Here is a 26,883-nt window from a genome sequence, read left to right on the forward strand (position 1 = left end):
ACTATTAGTTGTACATACTAACATAATTAAGGAGAAGACAGAATGTCCAGCATATTAAATGAATCTCAGAACTTTGATAATGAAGTTTTGTTCTGCAATATTTTTTCTCAGAGAGACAAAAAAGAGCTTGAGAGAATATTTTTAAAGAACAGGATATCTTATTATATCGATTGGCAGAAACAGTCATTATGGCAGAAACTTTTTTCAAGAAAAGGAAGTGACCGCATTAACTGCTTCGTAAAGATCAACAGAAGCGAAGTTGAGAAAGCATATAACCTTGTTAAGAATATTGAAGGTCTTAAATTCAAGGATATAACAGGCGATACAGAAAGACGCGCTGTTACAAAACGTGCACTCATGGATGAGGCAGAGGATTTGGATGATGATGAAAAGGATTGATAAAAAAGTCGGTAATTCAAAAGCGGCTAAAAATGAAGGAGCTGCCAAAAAGGCCAAAACATCTAAAGATGAAAGAACTGTAAAGAAGGCAAGATCATCTAAAGATGCTAAAATTGTCAAAGCATCAAATGCTTCTGATAATACTGATGCTGCTAAGGCCTCCAGATCATCAAGAAGCAGATGCAAAGTTTCATCTAAGTGCGGAGGCTGTCAGTTTATAGATATGCCCTATAAGCAGCAGCTAAGGATCAAACATGACAAGCTTGAAGATCTTTTGGGCAAGTATTGCAAGGTTGGCACCTTCATTGGAATGGATGATCCTGATCATTACAGATGTAAGGTTCATGCAGTATTTACACATGATAGAAAAGGAAATCCTCTTTCTGGTATCTATCAGGAGGGATCACACAAGGTTGTTCCTGTAGATTCATGTCTTTTAGAAGATGAGAAGGCAGATGCCATAATTGCAACCATAAGAGGAATGCTTCGTTCTTTTAAGATCAAGACTTATGATGAAGACTATGGACAAGGCCTTCTTAGGCATGTCCTTATAAGAGTTGGTAAGAATAGTGGACAGATAATGGTGATACTGGTTCTTACAAGCCCGATTCTTCCTTCAAAGAATAATTTTGTTAAAGCATTATTAAAGGAACATCCTGAGATAACAACTATCGTACTTAATGTTAATGATAAGCGTACAAGCATGATACTTGGAGATCAGGAGAAGGTTCTTTATGGTAAAGGATATATAACTGATACAGTTTGCGGAATGGAATTTAAGATTTCTCCTAAGTCCTTTTATCAGGTAAATCCTGTACAGACTGAGAAGATGTATTCCAAAGCACTTGAGCTTGCAGAACTTGACGGAAGTGAAGAGGCACTTGACTGCTATAGCGGAGTAGGAACCATAGGAATCATAGCAAGTCCTCATGTTAAGCATGTTACAAGCGTTGAGATCAATGGAGATGCTGTGAGGGATGCTATTTGGAATGCCAAGAATAATGGAATAAAGAATGTTACATTCTATAAAAATGATGCTACAAGATTCATGCAACAGATGGCTGAATCTGGTGATAAAGTAGATGTAGTATTTATGGATCCGCCAAGAAGCGGAGCTACAGAAGAATTCCTTTCATCCTTGTTTATACTTGATCCAAAGAAAGTTGTTTATATCTCCTGTGGCCCTGATTCTCTTGCAAGGGATCTTGGAATCTTTACTAAAAATGGATATAAGGTGACGAACTGTGTTCCTGTAGATATGTTCTGTCATACCAGATCTATAGAAACTATAGTTTTACTAAATAAAACAGGAAAATAAAAAAGCTCTGTGCATGTAATTGAATCATTCATGCACAGAGTTTTTATTATTCATAGATATTGCTTTAATGATTTTTCATGATCTTTTTTTATGATTCATCATAGAATTATGTATTGTTGATTTATCCTGGCTTTTTATCCTATATTTTTTTGACGGATATCTTCAGCTTTTTCACCCTCATCTTCTTCAAGGCTATAGCGCTTTTCAACTGTAACTGTTTCGTTATAGCAGTCGAAGATTTTTTCAACATATTTACTATTCATCTTAGGAGTAAGAAGGCTTACAACAGGAACAATGACAAGCCCTGCAGCCATTGTGAGAGCTCCTGCATTTATAGGAGATGCAATATAATGGAAAGCCATGTTTGAAAGTGTTATACCAACACCTGATATAAAGCATGCCCATACGGATGCCTTTGTTGTCTTTTTCCAATAAAGTCCATAAAGGAATGGAGCAAGGAATGATCCTGCAAGTGCGCCCCAGGAATATCCCATAAGCTGAGCTATAAATGTCGGAGGATTAAGGGCCATTATTACAGAGAGAACTATAAATACTACAAGAAGTGCTCTCATCGTTATAAGCTGCTTTTTGTCATCCATCTTTTTATTGATCTGAGCTATAAGGTCAAGTGTGACTGATGAACTTGACGTAAGAACAAGTGATGAAAGAGTGGACATGGATGCGGAGAGTACCAGTACTATTACAATTCCGATAAGTATGTCAGGAAGACCTGAAAGCATAGTAGGAATGATAGCATCATAAGCTATAGAGCCATTAGCATTAAGAATAGCAGCATTACCGCTATAAAGTCTTGCAAATCCTCCAAGGAAGTATGATCCTCCTGCAACAACCATTGCAAATAAGGTGGATATTATTGTTCCTGCTTTTATGGCCTTTTCATCGCGTATAGCGTAGAACTTGCCGACCATCTGTGGAAGTCCCCAGGTTCCAAGTGATGTAAGGATTACAACGCCCAGAAGGTTAAGTGGATCTGGTCCGAAGAAAGAAGTAAAGGCTCCGTGCATACCGGAAGTTACAGCAAGATCTGAATCGTACTCAGACAGAGTAGTAAGTGCCTGAAGGAATCCTCCGTTATTGTTAAGAACAGCCAGAATAACAGCAGTAATACCAAATAGCATAATGATACCCTGGACAAAGTCATTGACAACAGTTGCCATATAACCGCCAAGAATTACGTATACGCAGGTGAGTCCTGCCATTACAATAACGCAAGCGCTATAAGGAATATCAAAAGCCATTCTGAAAAGTCTTGAAAGACCGTTATAAACAGAAGAGGTGTATGGAATAAGGAAGGCAAAAGAAATAAGAGCGGCTGCAAGTCTCAGGCTTCTGCTTTCAAAACGTTTGCCAAAAAAGTCTGGCATAGTTCTTGAATCAAGGTGCTTGGTCATAACTCTTGTTCGTCTTCCAAGAATGCGCCATGCAAGAAGTGAACCTATTACAGCATTGCCTATGCCGGCCCAGGTTGCTGAAATACCGTATTTGTAGCCAAACTGTCCTGCATAACCTACAAATACAACTGCTGAAAAATAGGATGTTCCATATCCAAAGGCTGTCAGCCATGGTCCTGCGGTTCGTCCTCCAAGAACAAAACCTTCAACATTTTGTGCGTGCTTTCTGGTAGATACACCAATTATTATCATTACGGTAAAAAAGATGATTAGAAATAAGATTTTTACTGCCATTGTAGGCCTCCTCCTGAAAAAGTTTTATCACTTTAAATCGTAACGCTTTAAACTACTAAAATAAATCTTATCATAATAGGAGGCTTAAGTAAATTATTTTATAATGCCAAAACGGACCAGACATAACTGCCTGATCCGTTTTGGTGGGTTGCTACTAACTCTCTTTTGTATTTTAGGGGTTGGGGAGGGGTATAAATCTTTTTTAAAATTCAATAAGAGATTAACTTACTCCTAATAATCTCTTATTATCATCTTCCTGGTCTTCCATCTGCTTCTTGATCATTGAGGTATTAACCTCATCAAGAGTCTTGGATGTGCTAAGACCTACAGAAGCAGCTGCCATATCTGCATCTTCAGTACGGCTGAGCGCTGCTGCAGTATTGATGGCTGTTATAGAAGCTACGTTAGCTGCATAAGAAGCTGCATTTGTTGCTGCTCCGTTTTCAGCCATTGCTGAATATAAAGCATCAGTTGCACTTTCTATTGAGCTTAAGTCATAACCTGTGCTGGTAACTGCTGCTGCTGTTGAATCTGATATAACATTCTGCTCATTATAAGTAGTATTTGTAAGTGATGAGACACCCTGACTTAGTACATTCATGTGGTCATAAATCGTAGACTTATCACTGTCAGTAAGTGTATCATTTGATGCCTGTACGCTTTTTGATGTCATATCTGAGAGGTAAGAATTCATACCACTCATGGCACCATCAGCTACATTATTCTTTAAGATCTGAGACTGATAATTTGATGCGCTTACAGTCGAAGTTGTCATTGAAGCTCTGAGCTTCGATGCTATTGCACTTCCTGATGCGTCATCTGCTGCAGAATTGATCTTCTTTCCACTAATTAATTGTTTCATCCACTTCCCTGTGTTGGAATGGTAGCCTGAAACACCTGCTACATTCATACTCATATCCTATCTCCTTGGTACGATATACAAACAATAAATTTATTCTATTATGATTATAAATCTCATAAGAAAATAAATCAATACAAAAAAATAATAAAATATGATATTTTTTATGATTTTAAAACGCTTTGCTAAATACATGATAATAATAAATGCATGATAATAATAAATATATGATAATAATGAGAAAAATGTTATAGAAGAAAAATCCGAAAACATTGAGAATAATAGCATGTAGAACATGATGAGGTCTTACAAATATTTAAGCCTTCTAATTTAATATTTTGTTGATTTAATTTATCATTTATCATAGAATTAATCTTTGTGTGATTTAGAAAAGGCGATATTTGTGGAAGGTATTAACAACTTGGATCATAGTATCATCGCCTGATTCATTTTGACCATGAACAAGCAGAAATTATTGTCAGGCATCATGTAAATATGATGCCTGATTTTTAGGAGAGCATATGAATTTTATCAAAAAACTATTTGCACCTGTTGATATGACTACCGGTTCATCCGCCAAAAGAATAGTTATGTTTATGATACCTATGCTTATAGGTAACGTAGCGCAGCAGCTTTATAACACGGCTGACAGTATCATAGTTGGTAACTATGTTGGTGATGATGCACTTGCAGCTGTTGGTAGCGCCGGACCATTACTTAACCTGTTTTTGATGCTTTTTGTTGGTGTATCTGTTGGTGCCGGTATCATGGTCTCACAGGCATATGGAGCCAAAGACAGAGAGGAACTTTCTATAGCTGTAGGTACAAGTATCAATCTGACATTTTTATCTTCATTGATCATCATGATAGTAGTTCCTTTTATAACAATGCCTCTTTTAAAGCTTCTTGGGACTCCTGAAAATATTATTAAATGGGCTTGGCAGTATCTTGTTATTCTTTTCCTTGGAGTAATGGGATCTGCGTACTATAATATCCTTGGAGGTATATTAAGAGGTCTTGGTGATTCAATATCAGCTCTTGTATATCTTCTGGTTGCTACATTTATAAATATTGTTCTCGACTATATATTTGTTAAATATTTGGGTCTTGGTGTAATGGGTGTTGCTCTTGCAACTATAATTGCCCAGTTTGTTTCAGCATATTTGTCATTTAGAAAGCTCCTTAAAATGAAGGACCTCTTTGATCTTAATATGCATTATATAAAACCCAGAAAAGAACCTATGAAAAGACTTATAGCACTTGGTGTTCCTTCAGGTCTTACACAGGCTATTTTCTCAGTATCACTACTGATAGTACAGGTACTTACTAATTCATTTGGTTCTTCATATATAGCTGCCAATGTAATCGTAATGAGAGTAGATGGTTTTGTAATGATGCCGGCATTTTCTTTTGGCCAGGCTCTTACAACATTTACAGGACAGAATGTTGGTGCGCACAAGATGGACAGAGTCAAAGAAGGTACCTTTAAAGGAACTATAATAGGAGTATTAACTTCTATAGTAATAGCTGTACTTATCTTTTTGTTTGGTAAAATGCTCATGGGTATCTTTACCAATACAACCGAGCTTGTAGAGCTTTCATATACAATGATGATGATACTTATGCCCGGATATATAGCCATGGAGGTTACCCAGTGCCTTTCCGGAACTATGAGAGGAGCTGGAGATACACTCACTCCTATGTGGATATCTCTAATTAACTCTGTTGTAGTCAGAGTTCCGCTTGCTTATTTACTTGTAGGTCTTTCTAAGACACCTGAGCTTCCACAGGGTAATTGCCTGATGCTTCAGTACAGCCTTGTAACTACTTGGCTTATAGGAGCGACCCTTACCTTTATATTGTATAAGAGCGGAATATGGAAGAGAAAAGTAAAGCTTGATAAGTGATCATATATATTAAAAGCACCAAATAGTGTCTTTAATAGAGTTTTAATTTGTTTTATAAATTTTAGAGGCATTTGTAATGAATAAGATAAAAGATAATGCAATAACAGAAGGCGTGATTTGGAAAGAAATGCTCAGGTATTTCTTTCCTCTTTTGTTTGGAACTTTTTTTCAGCAGTTATATAACACAGTAGATGCTATCATTGTGGGAAGATTTGTCGGATCAGGAGCTCTTGCCGCTGTAGGCGGATCTGCTGCTATGATAGTTAACCTTTTTGTGGGATTCTTTACAGGACTTGCATCAGGTGCAACCGTAATCATAGCTCAGTACTATGGAGCAAAGAGGGAAGATGATGTTAAAAAGGCTGTTCATAATGCTGTAGCTGTTGCACTTGTCGGCGGCACAATATTTATGGTACTTGGAATTATTTTTGCTCCATGGGGGATCAAGATCCTTAATACACCTTCTGACACTGTAGAGATGTCTGTCTTGTATCTTAGAATATACTTTGTTGGCATGATACCTAATCTTATGTACAACATGGGTGCAGGAATATTAAGAGCAGTGGGAGATTCAAGAAGACCTTTGTTTGTACTTATTCTTGCTACTTTTTGTAATATAATTTTAGATGTTGTACTTGTGCTTGGACTTGGCCTTGGCGTTGAAGGAGTTGCAATTGCAACAATTATATGTCAGACGATAAGCGGATTATTTATATTTTATATACTTACTCATCTTGATGCTGCTTATAAGCTTATTCCTTCAAGGATCTCTTTTGACAAAGGAATACTTGTTAAGACCCTTCATATAGGCCTTCCTGCAGGCTTTCAGTCAATGATGTATACATTATCTAATCTGATAATCCAGGCAGCTATCAACTCATTTGGCAAAGAAGCTGTATCTGCCTGGGCTGCATATGGTAAGATAGATGTTCTTTTGTGGATGATCACAGGTTCACTTGGAATATCGGTTACTACTTTTGTGGGTCAAAACTATGGAGCTGGCAAGTATGACAGAGTGCACCAGACAGTAAGAGATGGATTTGTAATTACTTCTTTATTTTGTGTTGCACTTTCTGTATTGATGTACACTTTCCGAATGCCTCTGTTATCACTTTTTACGACAGATGAAGGTGTATTGGCATTTGGAGATGTCATGATGTGCGCCATGGTGCCATATTATATCCTTTATGTAAGTATAGAAATGTGTTCCGGAGCGCTTAGAGGTATGGGTGAAGCTATAATTCCAACCCTCCTTACGCTTACCGGTGTATGCCTTTTAAGAGTGGTGTGGATCTTTTATGCCCTTCCAATACGAAATCAGATAACAACTGTTGTATACTCCTATCCTATAACATGGGCTGTCACATCAGTTCTTTTCCTTGTTTATTATTTCTTTGCTTCAAGGAAAAAACTTAAAAGAGCACCTAAGATCAGCTGATTTATTTAATTCAATATGCCATAAGTGTATTAAGAAGAGAAACAAATTCAGTCTTATAAGGGTCATCACCTGCTGATGATGCAGCTCTTACTGAAGCATTTTCCAGGTTTGCATTTTCAGAATAAGAGCTTCTTGATAATATAAGAGAGCTTTCAGCAACAGCTGCTGCAAAAACAAAGGATGAAGAGTTTTCTTCTCCTGTACCGCTTACTGTAAAGTTTAGCTCTGTTGATGTTTCATCATCAGAGTTTTGTGAAGCGGGCTCTTTGTAGCGTATTGAAAGTGCAAGTATTTCGTCCGTATCGGCTTCTTTGGTTGTTTTTGCATCTTCCTGATATCTTAGATCTGTGGATGAATCTTCGCCATTTGCATATACAAGTTCGTAGATAACTGTAACATCCTGACCTGCACCAACTTCGCCACCATCTTTTGTATCATCTGTAAAATCCTGGGCTGCCATGGTCCTGTTTTCATATCCTACAAGTCTGTATTCGCTTATCTTATTTGGGTTAAATTCTACCTGGAATTTTACATCCTTTGCTACTGTTACAGTTGTTTCTGCAAGTTTGTCGCAAAGGACTCTTTTGGCTTCATCAAGGCAGTCAATATAAAAGTAGTTACCATTACCTGCATCTGCAATTGCTTCCATGTTTGTATCTGAATAATTTCCGGTTCCAAAACCAAGAACAGTAAGGTATACACCTGACTCTTTTTCTGAAGAGATAAGCTCTGTAAGTGATGAAGCTGATGTAAGGCCAAGGTTCATATCGCCGTCTGAAGCAATGATAACGCGGTTATTACCGCCTTCTATAAAGTACTTATTAGCTATTTCGTATGCTGCTGTGATTCCTCCTGAACCATTAGTGCTACCGCCACTACTTACGCAGCTATTATATGCAGCAGAAAGTGCCTCTTTTATCATTCCTTTGTCAGATGAACCTTCTATCAGTGTTTCTGAAGTTCCTGAATATGTTACTACAGATATAGTGTCATTATCTGACAAAGTAGTAAGGAATTCCTCGAATGCTGATTTTACAAGACCTATCTTTTCATCTTCCGGATATGACATAGAACCTGATGTATCTATAAGGAAGACAAAGTTGGTTCCTTTGCTTTCAACTGAGGTTTTGTTGGCTTTAATGTTCATGACAAGTACGCCGTTATCTGTATTCCAGGGGCAGGTTCCTGTTTCATAAGTCACACTGAAAGCTTCATCATCTGAAGATGAGATATTAACTGCTTGTGTGTTAAGACCATCATAATCGAAGTAGTTGAGCATTTCTTCAACTCTTATTGCTCCGTCTGGAATAGTGTCTAAAGTATATCCATCATTGACCATCCTTCTGAAGTTGGTATATGATGCGGTATCTACGTCTGCTCCGAAGGTTGACAGGGGTGTTACCGAAACCTGTGTAAAAACATTTTCCTTCTGATCGTTATATTCTTCAGTATTTATATAAGGTTCTGTTTCTTCATAATATTCAGAAGAATCGTAAGTACCTGTTTCATAATCGGCACTTGATGATGCGGGTTCGTAAAGCTCCTGATTTGAGCTGTCAAAAGATATCAAAGCCGGGTCACTATTATCATATGTAACATAGGTGTTAGGACTTGCAGCGGTTTCCTGAGATGAGCTTGTTTCAAGGTTTACAGAGCCGCATCCTGAGAGAAGAGTGATAGATGTTGCTATTGTAAGTGACTTTACTAAAGATCTTTTCATAATAATCCTCCATTTTTTGAATCAGTAGTGAACTGTTTACTAAAACATCCCTTATGTCTTTATAGACGGAACCCCAAATAAAATGGTCACTAAAATTTGGAAAAAAATTAAAGAATAAAAAAATTGATCAAATACTGATATTTGTACTTTTTTAAAATGTGGTATACTTGTTATTGGAAAATTATGGTGTGTAATTACGATTATATTGTATTGAGAGGACAGTATAATGTCGGAATTATATGAAAATCTCGGATTGTCATCGAGATTGGTACAGGAATTATACCATAAGTATACTTTTTCTATGTATGACGATATGCCCTATGGCTACGCTGTTATGAAAGTGATCGAAGCTGGCAAGGATAACGGCGAAGTCTTCTTCATTTATGCTAATTCTGCATTTTTATCCATGACTGATAATGAGAATACGGATGTTAAAGGATCTTCTTACAGAGAAGTTATGGGATCACTTAACAGAAATGTATACAGAAATCTTTGCAAGGCCGCATGCAAAAGGGAGAAGGCTATATTCTTTGAGCATGTCAAAAAGGATGGCCCATGGTTTGATGTCATGACATTTCCGCTTCTTCAGGATGGATACTGCGCCATGGCTTTATTTGACTCATTTTCTCTAGATAGCAATTTTATAGAGAATGAAGATCTTGCGGAAGCTGACAGGGTAATAGTTAAGATAGCCAAGATGATACATTCCCAGGAGGATGATTTTGATATAAATATTCACAGAGCATTAAGGTTTCTGGGAGACTGCCTTAAGTGCGAGAAATCTTTTGTCATAGAATATTTTCGTGGACAGCCTCTTATCAGATATGAGTGGCAAAAGGAAGAAGCGGGGGAGGATTATGAATATACCAGACAGCTTGTACTTGAAAGGCTTAAGTATATAGAACCGCAGATAAGGAAGAATCATGTATTTATAGTTGAAGACATAAACAATATCAAAGATGAAAACATGGCGCTTTATGATGTTCTTCTTTCTAAGGGCGTTACATCCATGATCCTTGTTCCTTATTATATCGATAACACTATAGCAGGCTATCTTATTATTGATAATTATAAGGAAAAAAATATATGTGCCATCAAGTACCTTGTTGAAACGGCAGCTATAACTCTTTTTGCTGAGATTCATTCAAGATATCTTGTTGAAAAGCTCACCTTTATGGGAGTTCATGACCAGCTTACCAATGTAAATAACAGAAATGCCTTTAATCTTCGTATATGCGAGCTTGAGGGCATGGATTGTTCTGTTGGCATTGTATATGCTGATGTTAACGGACTTAAAAGTATCAATGATGAAGTTGGTCATGATGCAGGTGATGCAAGGATCATCCAGATTGCTTCATTATTATCCAAAGTATTCTTAAGAAGGGATGTATTTAGAATAGGCGGAGATGAATTTGTGATCATAGTTCCTGAGATTGGTAAGAAAGAGTTTGAAGATAAGCTATCTCATCTTAAGAAAATAACCAGGCAACTTGAAAACGAGGAGAAACTGGCACAAAATTCGGATGTAAATATGCTGTTTTCTCTTGGCTTTATCTGGTCAGATAACTGCGTTGATCTTGAAGGACTTTTGAAAAAAGCTGATGAATATATGTATGATGAGAAAAAACGCTATTACGGGCTGGTAGGAAAAAGCAGATAGCAAAGAAAGTTTTGCAATGCGGAAATAAATTTCAGATTGTGAAAAAGCAAAAAGTGTGGTAAAAATGTATGGAAGCATTTACATGATTACTGCACTTTTTTAATGGGAAGGAATGTTTCGTATGGAAGACAAGAATCCAATACAGGTTGCCGACAGATTGTTCGGCGTTATAGAGTTCCTTGCAGACAGAGAATCTTCCGGACTTATGGAGATTGCGACTGCGCTTGGACTTAATAAAAGTACCACACACAGAATCCTTACATCCCTGCAGTATATGGGATATGTAAGGCAGACAGATGAGGGAAAATATGTTCTTACAATGAAGATAGTGGAGCTATCCGGAAAGGTTATGAGCCGTGTTGACATAATCGGACTAGTTCGTCCTCATCTAAAGAGCCTTATGGAGCTTACCGGAGAGACTGTTCATTTTGTAAAAAGAGACGGTAATGAGGCTATTTATATTGATAAAGTTGAATCTCATACCAATTCTATTCAGATGGTATCACATATAGGCAGCCGTATTCCTTTGTTCTGTTCAGGCGTAGGCAAGGCTATGGCAGCCACTTTTTCATCTGATGATGTAAGACGTATGTGGAAGGAAAGTGACATAGTAAAGCTTACTCCTAATACTATTACAGATTATCTTGATTTTGAGGATACACTTTCCAGGGTAAGAGAAGAAGGCTATGCCATAGATGATGAGGAGAATCAGCTTGGAGTAAGATGTGTGGCAGCGGATCTGTCTGCTCCCGGCAAACCAGCTGAATACGCCCTTAGCATATCTGCCCCTGTCTCAAGAATGGATGATAGCAGGCTTTTAAGACTTGCAGATTGCATGATAAAGACCAGAAACGAGATTCTTGAAGCTATAAAACCTATTTTGTGATTTTTGCATGAAAGCGATTACAAATTTCGGTAAAAATTACCCTGTTTTAACTTATTGACATAAACTTATGAGATACTATAATAAGAATGTCAAACCATTATATGAAAACAAGTTTCATATTACGAAACCAAACAAACAATATAAGTTTTTATAAGGAGAGAAATTATGAACGCAGTACTTGAACAGTTCCAGAAAATCGGAATTATCCCTGTAGTAGTCCTTGATGACGCTAAAGATGCAGAAGCACTTGGAAAGGCACTTATGGAAGGTGGTCTTCCGGCTGCAGAAGTTACATTCCGTACAGAAGCAGCAGAGGAATCTATTCGCATTATGGCTGAGAAGTTCCCTGATATGCTTGTTGGCGCAGGCACAGTTCTTACAACAGAGCAGGTTGATCGTGCTGTTGCAGCAGGCGCTAAGTTTATCGTTAGCCCTGGACTTAATCCTAAGGTAGTTAAATACTGTGTTGAAAAGAATATACCTGTAACTCCTGGTACTCAGACACCTACTGAGATGGAGCAGGCACTCGAGCTCGGTCTCGACGTAGTTAAGTTCTTCCCTGCAGAGCCTGCTGGTGGTCTCAAAATGATCAAGGCAGTCTCTGCACCCTATACAATGCTTAAATTCATGCCTACAGGCGGAATCAATGCAGAAAATGTAAAAGAATATCTTGCATTCGACAAGATCCTTGCATGCGGCGGAAGCTGGATGGTAAAGAAAGACATGATCAAGAACGGTGAGTTCGACAAGATTAAGGATATGGTTGCAGAAGCAGCTGCTATCGTTAAAGAAATTCGTGGATAATTATAAAGGAGAATCAAAATGAAAGTTAATATGAATTTAAGACCTGCAGAAGAATGCAAGTTTGATGCTGTATCTCTTGGTGAGATCATGCTTCGTCTTGATCCCGGTGAAGGAAGAATTCGTACAGCTCGTTCTTTCCGTGCTTGGGAAGGTGGCGGAGAATATAACGTAATAAGAGGTCTTCACAAGTGCTTTGGTATGAACACAGCTGTTATCACATCTTTTGCTGATAACGAAGTTGGTAAGCTCATGAAGGATTTCATCGAGCAGGGTGGTGTTGATACATCTCTTATTAACTGGAAGAAGACAGACGGAATCGGTCGTCTTTGCAGAAACGGAATCAACTTCACAGAAAGAGGATATGGTATCCGTGGAGCAGTTGGTTGCTCAGACCGTGCTAATACAGCAATTTCACAGGCTAAGCCTGAGGATTTTGATTTTGATTATATCTTTGGTGAGCTTGGCGTAAGATGGCTTCACACAGGCGGTATCTACGCAGCTTTATCAGAGCAGTCATGTGAGACTGTTATCGCAGCTATTAAGACAGCTAAGAAGTATGGAACAATCGTATCTTATGACCTTAACTATCGTCCTTCAATGTGGAGCGCTATCGGCGGTCTTGAGAAGGCTCAGGAAGTTAACAAGGAAATTGCTAAGTACGTTGACGTTATGATCGGTAATGAAGAAGACTTTACAGCATGCCTTGGTTTCAAGATCGAAGGTAATGACGAGAACCTTAAGAGCCTTAACATCGATGGTTACAAGAAGATGATCAACGAAGCAGCTAAGACATATCCTAATTTCAAGGTTGTTGCTACAACTCTTCGTACAGTTAAGACTGCAACAGTTAATGACTGGAAGGCTATGTGCTGGGCAGGTGGAGAGATCTTCATGTCCAAAGAGTATCCTGGTCTTGAGATCATGGACCGTGTAGGTGGCGGTGATTCATTCGCATCAGGTCTTGTATATGGTCTTATGACAACAGAAGATCCTGAAGCAGCTGTTAACTATGGTGCTGCACATGGCGCTCTTGCTATGACAACACCTGGCGATACTTCTATGGCATCAAAGGATGAAGTAGAAGGTATCATGGGCGGCGCAGGAGCTCGTGTAAAGAGATAATCTTCTAACACAGATAATCCTTTTTCTTTCAATATAATACTTCAATAATACTTCAAAGAAATGGCCGGAGGATTTATCCTTCGGCTGTTTCTTTTTGGTTAAAAGCCTATATATATGTGTGGCTGCAACTGATACTGTTTGAATTCTGAAATAACTTTTGGCCCTTACGTTATATCATTAGTAAAAAGTAAGAGTTTTTTAATATTTGATTCGTTGACGGGTTATGTTTTCATTGTTACGATTGAATATGCAGGAGGGATTTTATTATGAAATTTAACAAGGAGTGGCTGAAGCAAAAATGGGTTGCGTATTCAGTTGCTTTATGTATAGGCATCTTATTTTTTGAATTTATCTCTAATCTTGGTAATATATGGGCTGGAATTAAGGTTATACATAGCTTTATTTCACCTATTATTGGCGGCGCTATAATTGCTTATCTTCTTAATCCATTAATGGTATTTTATGAAAACGTCCTTTTGAAAAAGGTTAAAGGCCGCGTTATAAAACGAGGTATTTCTGTTACGCTCACTTTTGTCACTTTTATTTTCGCTATAGTAATACTGCTTATTGCTCTGATACCTCAGATAGTCGATAGTATAGCAACTATTATTGATAATATAGATGTATATGTTGCTACACTTCAGGACCTTCTTTCAAGCCTCGGAACTTCAGCTCAGGAGCTTCAGATTGACATTCATTCCTTTACCGATATGGGTAAAGATATGCTTGCTTCTTTTACGGAGAATATTCCTGACAATATCAATAATATAGTAATTACATCTGTTAATATAGGAACGTCCATTATCAGTTCTATTATCGCTTTTATACTTGCTATTTATTTCCTTAGCGATAAAGAACATATGGTAGGAGGGATAGAGAAACTTATTAAACTTCTTCTTTCCGATAAGCAGTATAAGGAATGGTCAGACTTTTGGAGCCGCTGTAATAGTATTCTTTTAAGATATATTGGCGGAGACCTTCTGGATGCTTTGCTTGTAGGCGTAGCCAATTTTATTTTTATGAGCTGGTCGTCTATGTCATATTCCGTGCTTATTTCTGTAGTTGTAGGAATTACCAATCTTGCTCCTACCTTTGGCCCGATCGTTGGTGCTGTAATTGGTGCATTTATACTGGTTCTTGTTAACCCTTGGCATGCACTTTGGTTCCTTATCTTTACAATTATCATTCAGATACTTGACGGATATGTTATTAAACCAAAACTTTTTGGCAATACACTTGGAATTTCATCAGTATGGATCCTTATAGCTATTATTGTATTTGGAAGAGTATTCGGAATCATGGGTGTACTCCTTGCGATTCCTTTTGCAGCAATTATAGACTTTACTTACAGAGAAGTATTTATCGTGTGGCTTGAGAAACGTAAAAACAAGGTGTAAAATGGATTTTATGTCATGTCAGGGAGATAATGATAATTCATGAGACACTATATTTATTCACTACATTCAGAAAATGATGTAGAAAAGATTACTGACGATATATACGGGCAGGATATGCTGGAAACAGCGACTACGGTCGTTCTTCAGCTTTTTTCGTCAGGCATGCATAAAGATATCCTTACAAGGTTATCTGATTTCCTTATTAAAAATTATCCGGATCTGCCGGTGGAGACCGTCTTTGTGACTACAAAGACTTTAAATCCTGAGGATAACTCGGATAATGCTACACTTTCTATGATGATACTTGAAAACTCTGAAGTAACAGATATAGAAAATCAGAGATTTGAATATGCATCGGAAATAGAACAGGATCCTCTTAGCGAAGTTTATACAAGAACAGAGGTTGAGAAAGTATTTAATAAGCTGGTAGAAGATTCGTCTGTTCTTAATTCTGCTCTGGCTTTTCTGGACATTGACAGACTTGATCAGATCAATGTTACGCTTGGCCATGATGCAGGTGATTATGTTATAAGAAAGACTGCTGCTATTGTCAAAGAAACTCTTAGAGACAGTGATGTCATTGGCAGATGGGAAAGTGAGAAATTTATGATCCTTATAAGAGATGTAGACAGAGATACAGCAGCAAATGTTATTGAGCGAATAAGAGAAAAGATTGAAAAAGAAGAGTTCGCTGATGTTCAGGATGTGACTGCATCATTTGGTCTTACAATGATAAATGCAGGGCAGACTGGCGAAGAAATTTTTGAAAATGCTGACAGAGCACTTAAGATGGCCAAAGAAAATGGCCGTAACCGTCTTGAGGTGCTTTGATATAGAAAGAGGTGTTAATTTGAAAAGAAAATTTATTATAAGATCTGCAGCGGTTTTGGTTGGCGCGGCAATCTTAGCAGCATCACCTATGTCTGTAGCAGGTGTTATGACTACGATCAGTGCAGAAGCAGCAACTTTTGATTATCATGCAGTATTTGATGCAACATATTATGCAGCAGCATATCCTGATGTTGTAGCTGCTATAGGAACAGATGCAGAGCTTTTGTACCAGCATTATGTTAATAGTGGTATGCTCGAAGGAAGACAGCCCTCTGCAGCATTTAATGCACAGATATACATGTCCAACTATGAAGATCTTCAGGCTATATATGGTAATAATATAGCTGCTTATGTTCAGCATTATATACTTGCAGGCCAGGCTGAAGGACGTGTTGCTGATCACCTTCTTGCAGGCAAGAGTCTTGTTGATTTCAATGCACTTACAACAACAACTACTACAACTACAAGCACAGTTGACCTTTCTGCATGGAACCTTGTTCTTGTAAATCATGACAATCCTATAAGCACAGAATATGCTCCTGAAGTGTCACTGTGTGCTGATGGAGAGTATATGCATAAGGATGTTACTCCTATAGTGCAGCAGATGATCGCAGATGCCAAAGCTCAGGGCATTAACCTTTATCTTGTATCTGGATACAGAAGTGCTTCAAGACAGACATATCTGTATAACAGAAAGGTGAAATATTATAAGAATCTTGGATACAGTCAGTCTGAGAGTGAGAGACTTGCTGCAACAGTAGTCAATCCTCCGGGACAGAGCGAACATCAGACAGGTCTTTGCATGGATATCACAGATTCTTCTTATGTATCTCTTACAGAAGACCAGGAGAATACAGCAGGATATAAGTGGGTTTATGAACACTGTGCAGAATATGGCTTTATCTTAAGATATCCTAAGGATAAAGAGGATGTTACAGGTGTTATTTATGAGCCATGGCATTTCAGATATGTAGGAGTTGAAGCTGCTACAGAAATAATGTCTCGTGGTATTACACTTGAAGAGTATGTTGCAGAGAATTCCCTGTAAATAAACTGATTTTACTTATAAGTCAGAGCTCTTTTTAGACCAATATCAAATGAATATATGAAAATCCGTAACAAAAAATATTTTTTGTTGCGGATTTTCTTTTTGTTAGACCAAATCTATGATATACTAAAAAAGTACTTGGACGGGGGGGAGAGCCTTATGTCATCTAGAGTGTTTGTCCGCAGGGGGCGGAACAATCTAAGAGATGAGAGAAAAGGGAGCTGGCAACGACCTGTTTGCGACACTTCGGGTATTGAAAGTGACGCTTACGACAAGGTCAGAAAAAGTGCCGTGCTGTCTGATGATAAAGCTCGCCCATTTAAGTTTTCACCTGATCCCATTCATAAAAGCATAAGCCCTGATATTCGGAAGGAAGCTGTTAAAGACAGGGATAAGGAATACAAAATCCCTGATAAGCCTTTGGATATCTCTTCTAGGAAAGAGGAGAATAAAGTAAGGGATAGGGCTGATGAAATAAAGCTTCGTGATAATTCTGATGCTTCTATTAAAGCGGAAGTAACTTTGGAAACTAAGGAAGATGGCTCCAAAGAAGTATCCAAAAAAGAAGTAGTCCAAAAAGAAGTGGTCCAAAAAGAAGTATCTAAAAAAGAAGCATCCCACAAAGATGCATCTATAAAAGAAGCTGCTATAAATGAAGCTTTCATGGAAGAAAGCAAAAGGAATGGTAATAAAGAAACTGCTAAACAGGAAATTAGTGAGCAGGAAGATTTAAAAGGTGATAATAACGATCCGGGTATAAATACAAATAGTATAGATGATATAAACCTGGATGAGCTTAAAGTCGAGAATGCAGCAGGAGAGTGGGTAGAATATCATTCTCTTAGAGAAAGAATTGCTTCGTTTGATTTTAGAGACAGAAGTTTTTTGATCAAAGCATTTATTGCAGTATTTCTCGTAATAACGATTATTTTCTTTTCACTTCAATGTATAATACTAAAAAGTGAATATGATAGAATAAATGATAAGTTAGTAGCCATTCAGAATGAATTTAATGAGTATAGGGACAGTTTAGAGGCACTTGAGGATGATAACAAGGATGTACCTTTATCTGATAATTCAGAAGCGGTAACAACGGTTTCTAAACAGACTCCGTCGGAAGATGGTATAAGATATGTATATCTTACCTTTGATGATGGTCCAAGCCCTTGTACAGATGAAATTTTGGATATTCTGGCTTCATATGATGTCAAGGCCACGTTCTTTGTGTGCGGGAAGCCTGGATATGATGAAATGTATAAACGCATAGTTGATGAAGGACATACGATTGGTATGCATTCCTACAGCCATGACTATAAGGTTATATATGAGTCCTTAGATAGTTTTCAGACAGATCTTCACAAGATACAGAATTATATATTTGATGTTACGGGAGTTTGGACTACCTACTACAGATTTCCGGGAGGCAGTTCCAATACAGCAAGTCAGGTGCCAATGTCCGATCTTATAGGATATCTTGATCGGAACAATATAACATATTTTGACTGGAACGTTTATGGAGGCGACAATATAGCTTCAGATATTATTGTTTCCAATGTTACTGCCAATATTACGGAACACGAAAATTGTATGATACTCCTTCATGATGCTGGTGATAAGAAGGAGACGGTAGAGGCTCTTCCTGAAATAATTGAGTATATTCAGAGCCTTCCTAACACGATGATTGTACCGGTTACTGAAGATACAATACCGGTTCAACATAGTAAGAATTAATGAGAACGGAGGATAAAGATATGGGATTTTTCTCAGAGCTGAAAAAGGATCTGTCAAATGCAGTGGACGAAATTGATCCTGAACAAAAAGCGGCTGCAGAGAAGAATGCCGGGCAGGATAACGCAGGGGTCGAGGAAGTGGATCTTGACAGCATGCTGAGTCACCTGGATAAGATTCAGGTCGAAGACATTCCTGAGCCGGAGGAGAGCGTTGCAGCACAAGACGATGAACCAGAAAAAGAGCCTGAAGAAGTACCGGTAATGGAATCTGCGTCAGAAAAAGAAGCAGAATCTGATCCTGTAGTAGAACCAGAGCCTGTAGTGGAATCAGAGCCTGAAAAGATTGAGGAACCAGACTATGATGCTATTACTTTTCCTACAGATCCATTTGGTGGAACTACTACTGTGCAGGAACCAGAGCCTGAAGAGGAAGTAAAGCAGGAAGAGACGCTAAAGGAAAGTATTGATGATCCATTTTCTTCACAAAAACCGGGTAATGATGATTTTGTAATACCAAGCGTATTTCCGGCAGGACCTTCTTTTGAAGAAGAACAGCCTAAGGAAGAAGAAACGTTTGAAAATCACGAAGAGCCGGAAGTAGAAATATCTGAACTTGATAACGTAGAGCAGAATGCGGATGACTATTCCGTTTCTGATAATATTAACGAAGACGGGGGATATATCATGATGGACACAGAACGCGTAGCAACAGATGAAACAGCATCGATCACTGAGGGAATGGTAGTTAATGGTGATATTCAGACAACAGGATCACTTGATCTTATCGGAAAAGTCATCGGTAATGTAACTGCATATGGAAAACTTAATGTAACAGGTGAAATAGAAGGTAATTCTAATGCTGCAGAAATTTATGCAGAAGCAGCAAGAATCAATGGCGATATCCATTCTAACGGAAGTGTTAAGATTGGACAGAGCTCAGTTATCATCGGTAATCTTTTTGCTACAAGCGCTGTAATTGCCGGAGCTGTAAAGGGTGATATCGATGTACATGGCCCTGTAGTTCTTGATACAACTGCTATCGTAATGGGTAACATCAAGTCTCAGTCTGTACAGATCAACAATGGAGCAGTTATTGAAGGTATGTGCTCACAGACATATGCAGAAGTTAATCCATCTGCTTTCTTTGAGGGCTTGAAGAATAAGAACTGATGATGGTATCATAAGACATTGAGGAATGTCTTTTGCGGACCAGAATTATTTAATGCCGGGGAGACAATTCCCGGCATTATTTTTTGAAAGAGGATAAAATCAATGAGAATTCTACTCAAACTCAGCGGCGAGGCACTTGCTGGCGACAAAAAGACCGGATTTGATGAACCTACAGTAAGAAAGGTTGCGCTTCAGGTCAAAGAGATAGTACAGTCAGGAACACAGGTTGGAATTGTCATAGGAGGTGGCAATTTCTGGAGAGGAAGGACAAGCGAGAACATCGACCGTGTTAAGGCAGATCAGATCGGAATGCTTGCCACAATAATGAACTGTATTTATGTATCAGAAGTATTCAGAAGCGAAGGAATGAATACAGCTATTCTTACTCCATTTGAATGTGGATCCTTTACAAAACTTTTTTCCAAGGATCGCGCACAGAAGTATTTTTCCAAGAATATGGTAGTCTTCTTCGCAGGTGGAACAGGTCATCCTTACTTCTCAACAGATACAGGTGTTGTACTTCGTGCAGTAGAAGTTGAGGCAGATATGATCCTTCTTGCCAAGGCTATTGACGGTGTATATGATTCAGACCCTGCTGTAAACCCTGATGCCAAGAGATATGATAAGATCACTATCGATGATGTTGTAGCACAGAACCTTCAGGTTGTTGATATGACTGCATCGATCCTGGCAAGAGATAATCATATGCCTATGAGAGTATTTGCACTTCAGGAAGAAGGTAGCATTGTAAAAGCAGTAAGTGGCAATTTCAACGGAACAACTGTTGAAGCGTGAAGGAGGAGAGATTATGAACGAAAAGATTAAAGTCTACAACGACAAAATGAATAAAGCTTATGATTTTCTTGTAGAAGATCTTGCAACTGTAAGAGCAGGAAGAGCTAACCCACATGTTCTTGATAAGATCCGTGTGGACTATTACGGAACACCTACACCTATACAGCAGGTTGGTAATGTATCAGTACCTGAAGCAAGGATCATTCAGATTGCTCCTTGGGAAAAGAATATGCTTAAGGAGATAGAGAAAGCAATCCTTACATCAGATATCGGTATCAATCCTACTAATGATGGTAGCGTTATCCGTCTTGTATTCCCTGAACTTACAGAGGAGAGACGTAAGCAGCTTTCCAAAGATATCAAGAAAAAGGGCGAAGATGCTAAAGTTGCAGTAAGAAATGTTCGTCGTGATGGAAATGAAGCATTCAAGAAGCTTAAGGGAACAGAAGTTTCTGAAGATGAGATCAGCGATCTTACAGATGAGCTTCAGAAGATCACAGATGAGTTTGTAAAGAAGATAGATTCAACAATCGAAGCTAAAACCAAGGAAATAATGACAGTATGAGTGAAGAAAGAAAGATACCAAGGCACGTTGCCTTTATTCTTGATGGTAACGGGCGCTGGGCTAAAGCTAAGGGAATGCCTAGAAACTATGGTCATGTTCAGGGCGCCAAAGCTGTTGAACAGATGCTTTTTGATGCAGGTGAGCTTGGAATAGAGTATGTAACAGTTTATGCCTTTTCGACAGAGAACTGGAACAGACCTGAAACTGAAGTTTCTGCCCTTATGGCTCTTTTTAAAAAATATCTTAAGTCCGAGATCAAGACTTGTATGAAAAATAATGTAAGAAGCTGTGTTATAGGTGAAAGAAGTCGTCTTCCCAAGGATGTTCTTAAAGTTGTAGAAGAGCTTGAGGAGACAACAAAGAATAATACAGGTCTTACCTTTGCAATTGCTATTAACTATGGAAGCCGTGATGAGATCACACGTGCAACCAGAAAGATAGCTCAGAAAGTTGAGAACGGAGAGATCAAAGCTTCCGATATTACTGAAAAGATGATAAATGATAATCTGGATACAGGATTTATGCCTGATCCCGATCTTCTTATCAGAACCTGCGGTGAGCAGAGAGTTTCCAATTATCTTCTCTGGCAGCTTGCATATACAGAGTTTTATTTTACTGATATATGCTGGCCTGATTTCAACAAAGCAGAGCTTGAAAAAGCTATTGATGCCTATAATCACAGGACAAGAAGATTTGGTGGACTTAAGAAGGGTGAAGAATAAAGGAGACATTTAAAGTGAAGACCAGAGTTTTAAGCAGCATTGTTATAGGCGTAGTCCTTGCCATTACACTGGTTTTGGGTGGCTACGTTCTTGGCGGAGTATCTTTAATTGTTGCCCAGATTGCATATTATGAGATTGCCAAGGCACTTGGAGTCTTTGAAGAAGATGGCAAAACGGGACTCCTTTATAAGGTTGGCTTTGTCGGAGTAGTTTTACATTATGCACTTGTGATCTATCTCCATGATACTAAGACATACCTGTTTTCGATATTATTTGTGTTCCTTACAGTAATGGTCACCTATGTACTTTCTTTTCCAAAGTATAAGGCTCATCAGGCTATAGGCGCGGTATTTGCATTTTTATATGCTCCAGTGATGCTTTCCTTTATATATCTTTTAAGACTTCGTGAAAATGGTGAATTCCTTGTATGGATGCCATTCGTAGCCTGGATATGTGATACATTTGCTTATCTTACAGGAAGAGCATTTGGAAAGCACAAGATGACACCTATTCTGTCACCTCATAAGACTATAGAAGGTGGAATTGGCGGAATAGTATTTTCAGTACTGGCAGGGGCAATATTTGGCTTTATCATGGTGAAAGCTAAAGGACTTGAAAGCATAATTATTGCCGAGTTTATGGTTATAACCTTTATTGCAAGTATTATTTCCCAGCTTGGAGATCTTAGTGCGTCTGCGATCAAAAGAGACATGAATATTAAAGACTATGGAAAACTTATTCCGGGCCATGGCGGTATTATGGACAGGTTTGACAGTGTAATATTTGTAACTCCATTTATTTATGGACTGGTTGTCTTTTTTATGAAATAATTATCGAATGATTATTATTTGAGAAAGTGGTAAAATACATGTTACAGTTCACATAAATTACACATGTGGACTGTAACGTTTTTATTGTAAGCAATACCGATGTAATTGAATGCTGATATATTTTTTGACATATGCATTATAATATGAGGTAGGTGTCAAAAGTTCCTTTTGACCCTTACATCATATTATAAACTGCAAACGATAATAGAATTATAAATAACGAGGAATTGTTGATTATGGGTAGAAAAATAGTACTTCTGGGTTCTACTGGTTCAATCGGAACACAGACACTTGATGTTGTAAGAGCTAATTCTGATGAGCTTAAGGTCGTAGCTCTCGCTGCTGGACATAATGTTGATCTTATGGAAAAACAGGCCAGAGAATTTAAGCCCGGCAAAATCGCTATGTTTGACCCGGATGCGGCCAAAGAGCTTGAAAGCCGTATATCTGATCTTGGAATTACAGTCCTTAGCGGAATGGAAGGACTTTTAGAGCTGGTTCGCGATGAAAATGCTGATACTGTACTTACTGCAGTTGTCGGAATGATCGGAATCAGACCAACTATAGAAGCAATAAATGCAGGTAAAGATATCGCACTTGCTAACAAAGAGACATTGGTATGTGCCGGTCACATCATCATGCCTCTTGCAAAGAAAATGGGAGTTAAGATACTTCCTGTAGATTCTGAGCATAGTGCAATATTCCAGTCTCTTAACGGAGAGCCTGCTTCAAAGATAGAGAAGATCCTTCTTACAGCTTCAGGTGGCCCGTTCAGAAAAAAGAGTGCCGAGGAGCTTAAAACAGTAACAGTTGATGATGCACTAAAGCATCCTAACTGGGATATGGGAGCAAAGGTTACAATTGACTCTGCTTCACTTGTAAATAAGGGACTTGAAGTCATGGAAGCAAGATGGCTTTTTGATGTACCGGTAGATAAGATCCAGGTTGTAATACAGCCCCAGTCTATCCTTCATTCTGCGGTACAGTTCGTAGATGGTGCAGTTATGGGACAGATGGGAGTTCCTGATATGAAGCTTCCTATTCAGTATGCTCTCTTTTATCCGGACAGAAGACCTATGTCAGAAGACAGACTTGACCTTTTTGCACTTGCAGATATGACTTTTGAAGCTCCAAGAACTGATGTTTTCAAGGGACTTACACTTGCTATAAGAGCTGCAAAGGAAGGCGGAAGCATGCCAACTGTATTTAATGCTGCCAATGAGCTTGCTGTTAAGAAGTTCCTTAAGCGTGAGATTCATTTCCTTGATATATATGATATGATTACCGCCGCAATGGATAATCATAAAAAGATTGAGAATCCTTCCGTCGAAGAAATTCTGGAAGCTGAGAGCTGGACATACAGTTTCCTTGAAAATCGTCAATAATTATTGCAGGATATAATGTAGTACATTAAAGTTCACATAAGTGCCGTATATTATGTATAGCTGTATCCTGTAACTAACAATAAGATTGGAGATATGTATTGCTGCAGAATATCATAGTATTATTAATATTCATAGTAATTTTCTGTGTACTGGTTGTGTCTCATGAAGGTGGTCACTTCCTTATTGCTAAAGCAAACGGAATACGAGTAACTGAGTTTACAGTAGGTATGGGACCTGTCCTTTATCAAAAGAAAAAAGGCGATACCATGTACTCTATAAGACTTCTTCCGGTTGGAGGAGCCTGTATCTTTGATGGGATGGACGGCCTTGAAGTCACAAAGCCTGAAGATGAGGATAACTACGAAGATGAACAGATAAAAGCCCAGGAAAGTCGCGATGATAGCGAAGATGGTCAGATTTCCTTTCGAAGAGCAAATGTCTGGTCCAGAATAGCTACCGTTGTAGCAGGTCCTTTTGCTAACTTTATTCTTGGATTTATTCTTGCAATGATCATCGTATCTAATACATATTGGAGTTTTCCTACAGTTAGCGGGTTCTCTGTTGAGAATTCACCTGCTCAGGAAGCAGGACTTAAGGAAGGCGATGTGATTACAAGTGTCAATGGCAATGCAGTTCATATGAGTGCAGAAGTTACACTTAATATGTATCTTACAGACGGTGAAGATGTAGAGATCACCTATGAACGAGATGGTCAGAGCTATTCAACTACAATAACTCCTATTCTTTATGAAGATGAAGAAACAGGCGTAAGCAGATATGTGATAGGTGTATATATAGGAGAATATGATACTGTTTCAGGTATAGAAACCTTTAAATATGCAGGATATATGTTCAATTACTATCTGACATCCACCTGGAAGAGTCTTGGACTCTTAGTACAGGGCAGAACAGATAAGGTTGAGCTTTCAGGACCTGTAGGAATGGCTGAAATGGTTGATGAGAGCTATGAATCAGCTATGGAAACGGGTGGAATAATTGATGTTATACTCAATATGGTCAACCTTGCAATGCTCCTTTCCATAAATCTTGGACTTATGAATCTCTTACCGATTCCCGCTCTTGATGGAGGCAGACTTATCTTCCTTCTTATAGAGGTTGTAAGAGGAAAGCCTGTTCCTGAGAAGTATGAAGGAATGATTGAACTTGTTGGAGTGGCAGCACTTATAGCTCTTATGGTCGTGGTACTGTTCCATGATGTTAGTAAATTGTTCTGATCTTTATAAAGCAGGTTTTATTTATAACATATTTGGTATCTTTACAAAGTAGTACATTTAAACTGTTATGATCATCATAAAGATGATTTTATAACGAGCAAAAAGCGAAGCGTTTGCGAGTTTAATTTTATAAAGTTAGTTTTTGTCTTAAAGTTAGTTTTTGTCTTAAAGTTAGTTTTTGTCTTAAAGGAGATTTGTAATGGCATATAGAGATAATACAAAAGTCATTAAAATTGGTAATAAGGTCATAGGTGGCGGTAATCCTATTATGATCCAGTCTATGACTAACACACGTACTGAGGATGTTGACGGAACTGTAGCTCAGATACTTAAACTTGAAGAAGCAGGATGCGATATAGTTCGTAGTACATGTCCTACACTTGAAGCTGCAAAGGCTATAGGTGAGATCAAAAAGCGCATTCATATCCCAATCGTTGCCGATATTCACTTTGATTACAAGATGGCTATTGCAGCAATTGAAAACGGAGCTGACAAGATCCGTATTAACCCAGGTAACATTGGTGGTAAGGACAAGATAGAAGAAGTTGTACGCGCAGCAAGAGAGCGCCAGGTTCCTATAAGAGTTGGTGTTAACTCAGGATCTTTGGAAAAAGACCTTGTTGAAAAATATCACGGTGTAACACCCCAGGGACTTGTTGAGAGCGCCCTTGATAAGACACATATCATAGAAGACTGCGGTTATGACAATATGGTCATAAGCATAAAGTCATCAGATGTTATGCTTGCTGTTAAAGCGCATGAACTCTTAGTAGAAAAGACAAATTATCCTCTTCATGTTGGAATTACAGAAGCAGGAACAGTATATACAGGAAGTATCAAGTCATCAGTAGGTCTTGGAATCATCTTAAATGAAGGAATCGGTGATACAATAAGAGTTTCTCTCTCAGGTGATCCTGTAGAAGAGATAAAAGCTGCAAAGCTCATCTTAAGAGCGCTTAATTTAAGAGGCGGCGGAATAGATGTTGTATCATGTCCTACATGTGGACGTACCAAGATAGATCTTATCGGACTTGCTAATCAGGTTGAAGAGCTTGCCTCTCATTATCCTCTTAACATAAGAGTTGCCGTAATGGGATGTGCAGTAAACGGCCCCGGAGAAGCAAAGGAAGCCGATATAGGTGTAGCCGGCGGCGTAGGTGAAGGACTTCTTATCAAAAAGGGAGAAGTAATTCGTAAGATGCCTGAAGATCAGCTCCTTGCAGCACTTAAGGAAGAGCTTGATCATTGGGGCGAATAAGCCTTTTTAAATTATAGGACTGTGAAGGAGTTTTCTTTTATGATGAGAATACTCCTTGGCAATTCGTTATTTAGACAATGCTATAAGGGGCTATGTGC

23 protein-coding genes are annotated in these 26,883 nt (G+C 38.4%); 20 read left to right on the plus strand and 3 right to left on the minus strand.

Annotation, left to right across the window (positions count from 1 at the left end; genetic code table 11):
- The first annotated feature begins 42 nt into the window (after nucleotides 1–42).
- Nucleotides 43–399, plus strand: coding sequence for a hypothetical protein (locus tag K6G87_RS08770; protein ID WP_296835984.1), 357 nt, complete (start codon nucleotides 43–45; stop codon nucleotides 397–399).
- Entirely contained in the window at nucleotides 380–1,717 is a 1,338-nt protein-coding gene (gene rlmD, locus K6G87_RS08775) for a 23S rRNA (uracil(1939)-C(5))-methyltransferase RlmD (protein WP_296835986.1), read from the plus strand. Before K6G87_RS08770 ends, rlmD begins: the two co-directional genes overlap by 20 nt.
- A 134-nt stretch (nucleotides 1,718–1,851) precedes the next feature.
- Here rlmD and K6G87_RS08780 read toward each other — a convergent pair whose 3' ends face one another.
- The gene (locus K6G87_RS08780) at nucleotides 1,852–3,423 is read right to left on the minus strand and encodes a sodium:solute symporter family protein (protein WP_296835988.1); all 1,572 of its coding nucleotides are present in this window, start codon (nucleotides 3,421–3,423) and stop codon (nucleotides 1,852–1,854) included.
- A 220-nt stretch (nucleotides 3,424–3,643) separates the two neighbouring features.
- Nucleotides 3,644–4,339 (minus strand): flagellin, encoded by a 696-nt coding sequence (locus K6G87_RS08785; protein ID WP_296835991.1) that lies wholly within the window; start codon nucleotides 4,337–4,339, stop codon nucleotides 3,644–3,646.
- A gap of 464 nt (nucleotides 4,340–4,803) precedes the next feature.
- Between K6G87_RS08785 and K6G87_RS08790 the strand changes: the two genes are divergently transcribed.
- Together K6G87_RS08790 and K6G87_RS08795 are read left to right on the plus strand one after the other, a co-directional pair.
- The gene (locus K6G87_RS08790; protein ID WP_296835994.1) at nucleotides 4,804–6,189 is read left to right on the plus strand and encodes an MATE family efflux transporter; all 1,386 of its coding nucleotides are present in this window, start codon (nucleotides 4,804–4,806) and stop codon (nucleotides 6,187–6,189) included.
- A gap of 76 nt (nucleotides 6,190–6,265) precedes the next feature.
- Nucleotides 6,266–7,627, plus strand: coding sequence for an MATE family efflux transporter (locus K6G87_RS08795; protein WP_296835996.1), 1,362 nt, complete (start codon nucleotides 6,266–6,268; stop codon nucleotides 7,625–7,627).
- Between the two features lie 10 nt (nucleotides 7,628–7,637).
- Here K6G87_RS08795 and K6G87_RS08800 read toward each other — a convergent pair whose 3' ends face one another.
- Nucleotides 7,638–9,347: a vWA domain-containing protein gene (locus K6G87_RS08800; RefSeq protein ID WP_296835998.1), complete on the minus strand. Its 1,710-nt coding sequence runs from the start codon at nucleotides 9,345–9,347 to the stop codon at nucleotides 7,638–7,640.
- Nucleotides 9,348–9,573: 226 nt separating this feature from the next.
- Between K6G87_RS08800 and K6G87_RS08805 the strand changes: the two genes are divergently transcribed.
- The 16 genes from K6G87_RS08805 (at nucleotide 9,574) to ispG (ending at nucleotide 26,785) form a co-directional block, all read left to right on the plus strand.
- Nucleotides 9,574–11,007 (plus strand): sensor domain-containing diguanylate cyclase, encoded by a 1,434-nt coding sequence (locus K6G87_RS08805; RefSeq protein WP_296836001.1) that lies wholly within the window; start codon nucleotides 9,574–9,576, stop codon nucleotides 11,005–11,007.
- A gap of 121 nt (nucleotides 11,008–11,128) precedes the next feature.
- Nucleotides 11,129–11,893: an IclR family transcriptional regulator gene (locus K6G87_RS08810; RefSeq protein ID WP_296836003.1), complete on the plus strand. Its 765-nt coding sequence runs from the start codon at nucleotides 11,129–11,131 to the stop codon at nucleotides 11,891–11,893.
- Nucleotides 11,894–12,058: 165 nt separating this feature from the next.
- A complete protein-coding gene (locus K6G87_RS08815) occupies nucleotides 12,059–12,697 on the plus strand; it encodes a bifunctional 4-hydroxy-2-oxoglutarate aldolase/2-dehydro-3-deoxy-phosphogluconate aldolase (RefSeq protein ID WP_296836006.1) in 639 nt (212 codons plus the stop codon).
- Nucleotides 12,698–12,715: 18 nt separating this feature from the next.
- On the plus strand, nucleotides 12,716–13,819 hold the full coding sequence (locus tag K6G87_RS08820) for a sugar kinase (RefSeq protein ID WP_296836009.1): 1,104 nt from the start codon (nucleotides 12,716–12,718) through the stop codon (nucleotides 13,817–13,819).
- Between the two features lie 266 nt (nucleotides 13,820–14,085).
- The gene (locus K6G87_RS08825) at nucleotides 14,086–15,216 is read left to right on the plus strand and encodes an AI-2E family transporter (protein ID WP_296836011.1); all 1,131 of its coding nucleotides are present in this window, start codon (nucleotides 14,086–14,088) and stop codon (nucleotides 15,214–15,216) included.
- A gap of 39 nt (nucleotides 15,217–15,255) precedes the next feature.
- The gene (locus K6G87_RS08830; RefSeq protein ID WP_296836013.1) at nucleotides 15,256–16,047 is read left to right on the plus strand and encodes a GGDEF domain-containing protein; all 792 of its coding nucleotides are present in this window, start codon (nucleotides 15,256–15,258) and stop codon (nucleotides 16,045–16,047) included.
- A gap of 19 nt (nucleotides 16,048–16,066) precedes the next feature.
- Nucleotides 16,067–17,095 (plus strand): M15 family metallopeptidase, encoded by a 1,029-nt coding sequence (locus K6G87_RS08835; RefSeq protein WP_296836016.1) that lies wholly within the window; start codon nucleotides 16,067–16,069, stop codon nucleotides 17,093–17,095.
- A gap of 159 nt (nucleotides 17,096–17,254) precedes the next feature.
- Nucleotides 17,255–18,826, plus strand: a complete 1,572-nt coding sequence (locus K6G87_RS08840) for a polysaccharide deacetylase family protein (RefSeq protein ID WP_296836017.1) — start codon at nucleotides 17,255–17,257, stop codon at nucleotides 18,824–18,826.
- Nucleotides 18,827–18,846: 20 nt separating this feature from the next.
- Complete coding sequence (locus tag K6G87_RS08845; RefSeq protein WP_296836020.1) at nucleotides 18,847–19,995, plus strand: polymer-forming cytoskeletal protein; 1,149 nt, start codon at nucleotides 18,847–18,849, stop codon at nucleotides 19,993–19,995.
- A 102-nt stretch (nucleotides 19,996–20,097) separates the two neighbouring features.
- Entirely contained in the window at nucleotides 20,098–20,790 is a 693-nt protein-coding gene (pyrH, locus tag K6G87_RS08850) for a UMP kinase (RefSeq protein WP_296836022.1), read from the plus strand.
- A gap of 13 nt (nucleotides 20,791–20,803) precedes the next feature.
- Complete coding sequence (frr, locus tag K6G87_RS08855; RefSeq protein ID WP_296836025.1) at nucleotides 20,804–21,355, plus strand: ribosome recycling factor; 552 nt, start codon at nucleotides 20,804–20,806, stop codon at nucleotides 21,353–21,355.
- Nucleotides 21,352–22,077, plus strand: coding sequence for an isoprenyl transferase (locus tag K6G87_RS08860; RefSeq protein WP_296836027.1), 726 nt, complete (start codon nucleotides 21,352–21,354; stop codon nucleotides 22,075–22,077). Before frr ends, K6G87_RS08860 begins: the two co-directional genes overlap by 4 nt.
- A 14-nt stretch (nucleotides 22,078–22,091) precedes the next feature.
- The gene (locus tag K6G87_RS08865; protein ID WP_296836029.1) at nucleotides 22,092–22,907 is read left to right on the plus strand and encodes a phosphatidate cytidylyltransferase; all 816 of its coding nucleotides are present in this window, start codon (nucleotides 22,092–22,094) and stop codon (nucleotides 22,905–22,907) included.
- A gap of 236 nt (nucleotides 22,908–23,143) precedes the next feature.
- Nucleotides 23,144–24,292 carry a 1-deoxy-D-xylulose-5-phosphate reductoisomerase gene (locus tag K6G87_RS08870; protein ID WP_296836033.1) on the plus strand — a complete coding sequence of 383 codons (1,149 nt, stop codon included), beginning with the start codon at nucleotides 23,144–23,146 and terminating at the stop codon, nucleotides 24,290–24,292.
- 98 nt (nucleotides 24,293–24,390) lie between these two features.
- Nucleotides 24,391–25,527, plus strand: coding sequence for an RIP metalloprotease RseP (gene rseP, locus K6G87_RS08875; protein ID WP_296836036.1), 1,137 nt, complete (start codon nucleotides 24,391–24,393; stop codon nucleotides 25,525–25,527).
- A gap of 199 nt (nucleotides 25,528–25,726) precedes the next feature.
- Nucleotides 25,727–26,785: a flavodoxin-dependent (E)-4-hydroxy-3-methylbut-2-enyl-diphosphate synthase gene (ispG, locus tag K6G87_RS08880; protein ID WP_296836038.1), complete on the plus strand. Its 1,059-nt coding sequence runs from the start codon at nucleotides 25,727–25,729 to the stop codon at nucleotides 26,783–26,785.
- The last annotated feature ends 98 nt before the right edge of the window (nucleotides 26,786–26,883 follow it).

The organism is Butyrivibrio sp. (assembly GCF_024699075.1).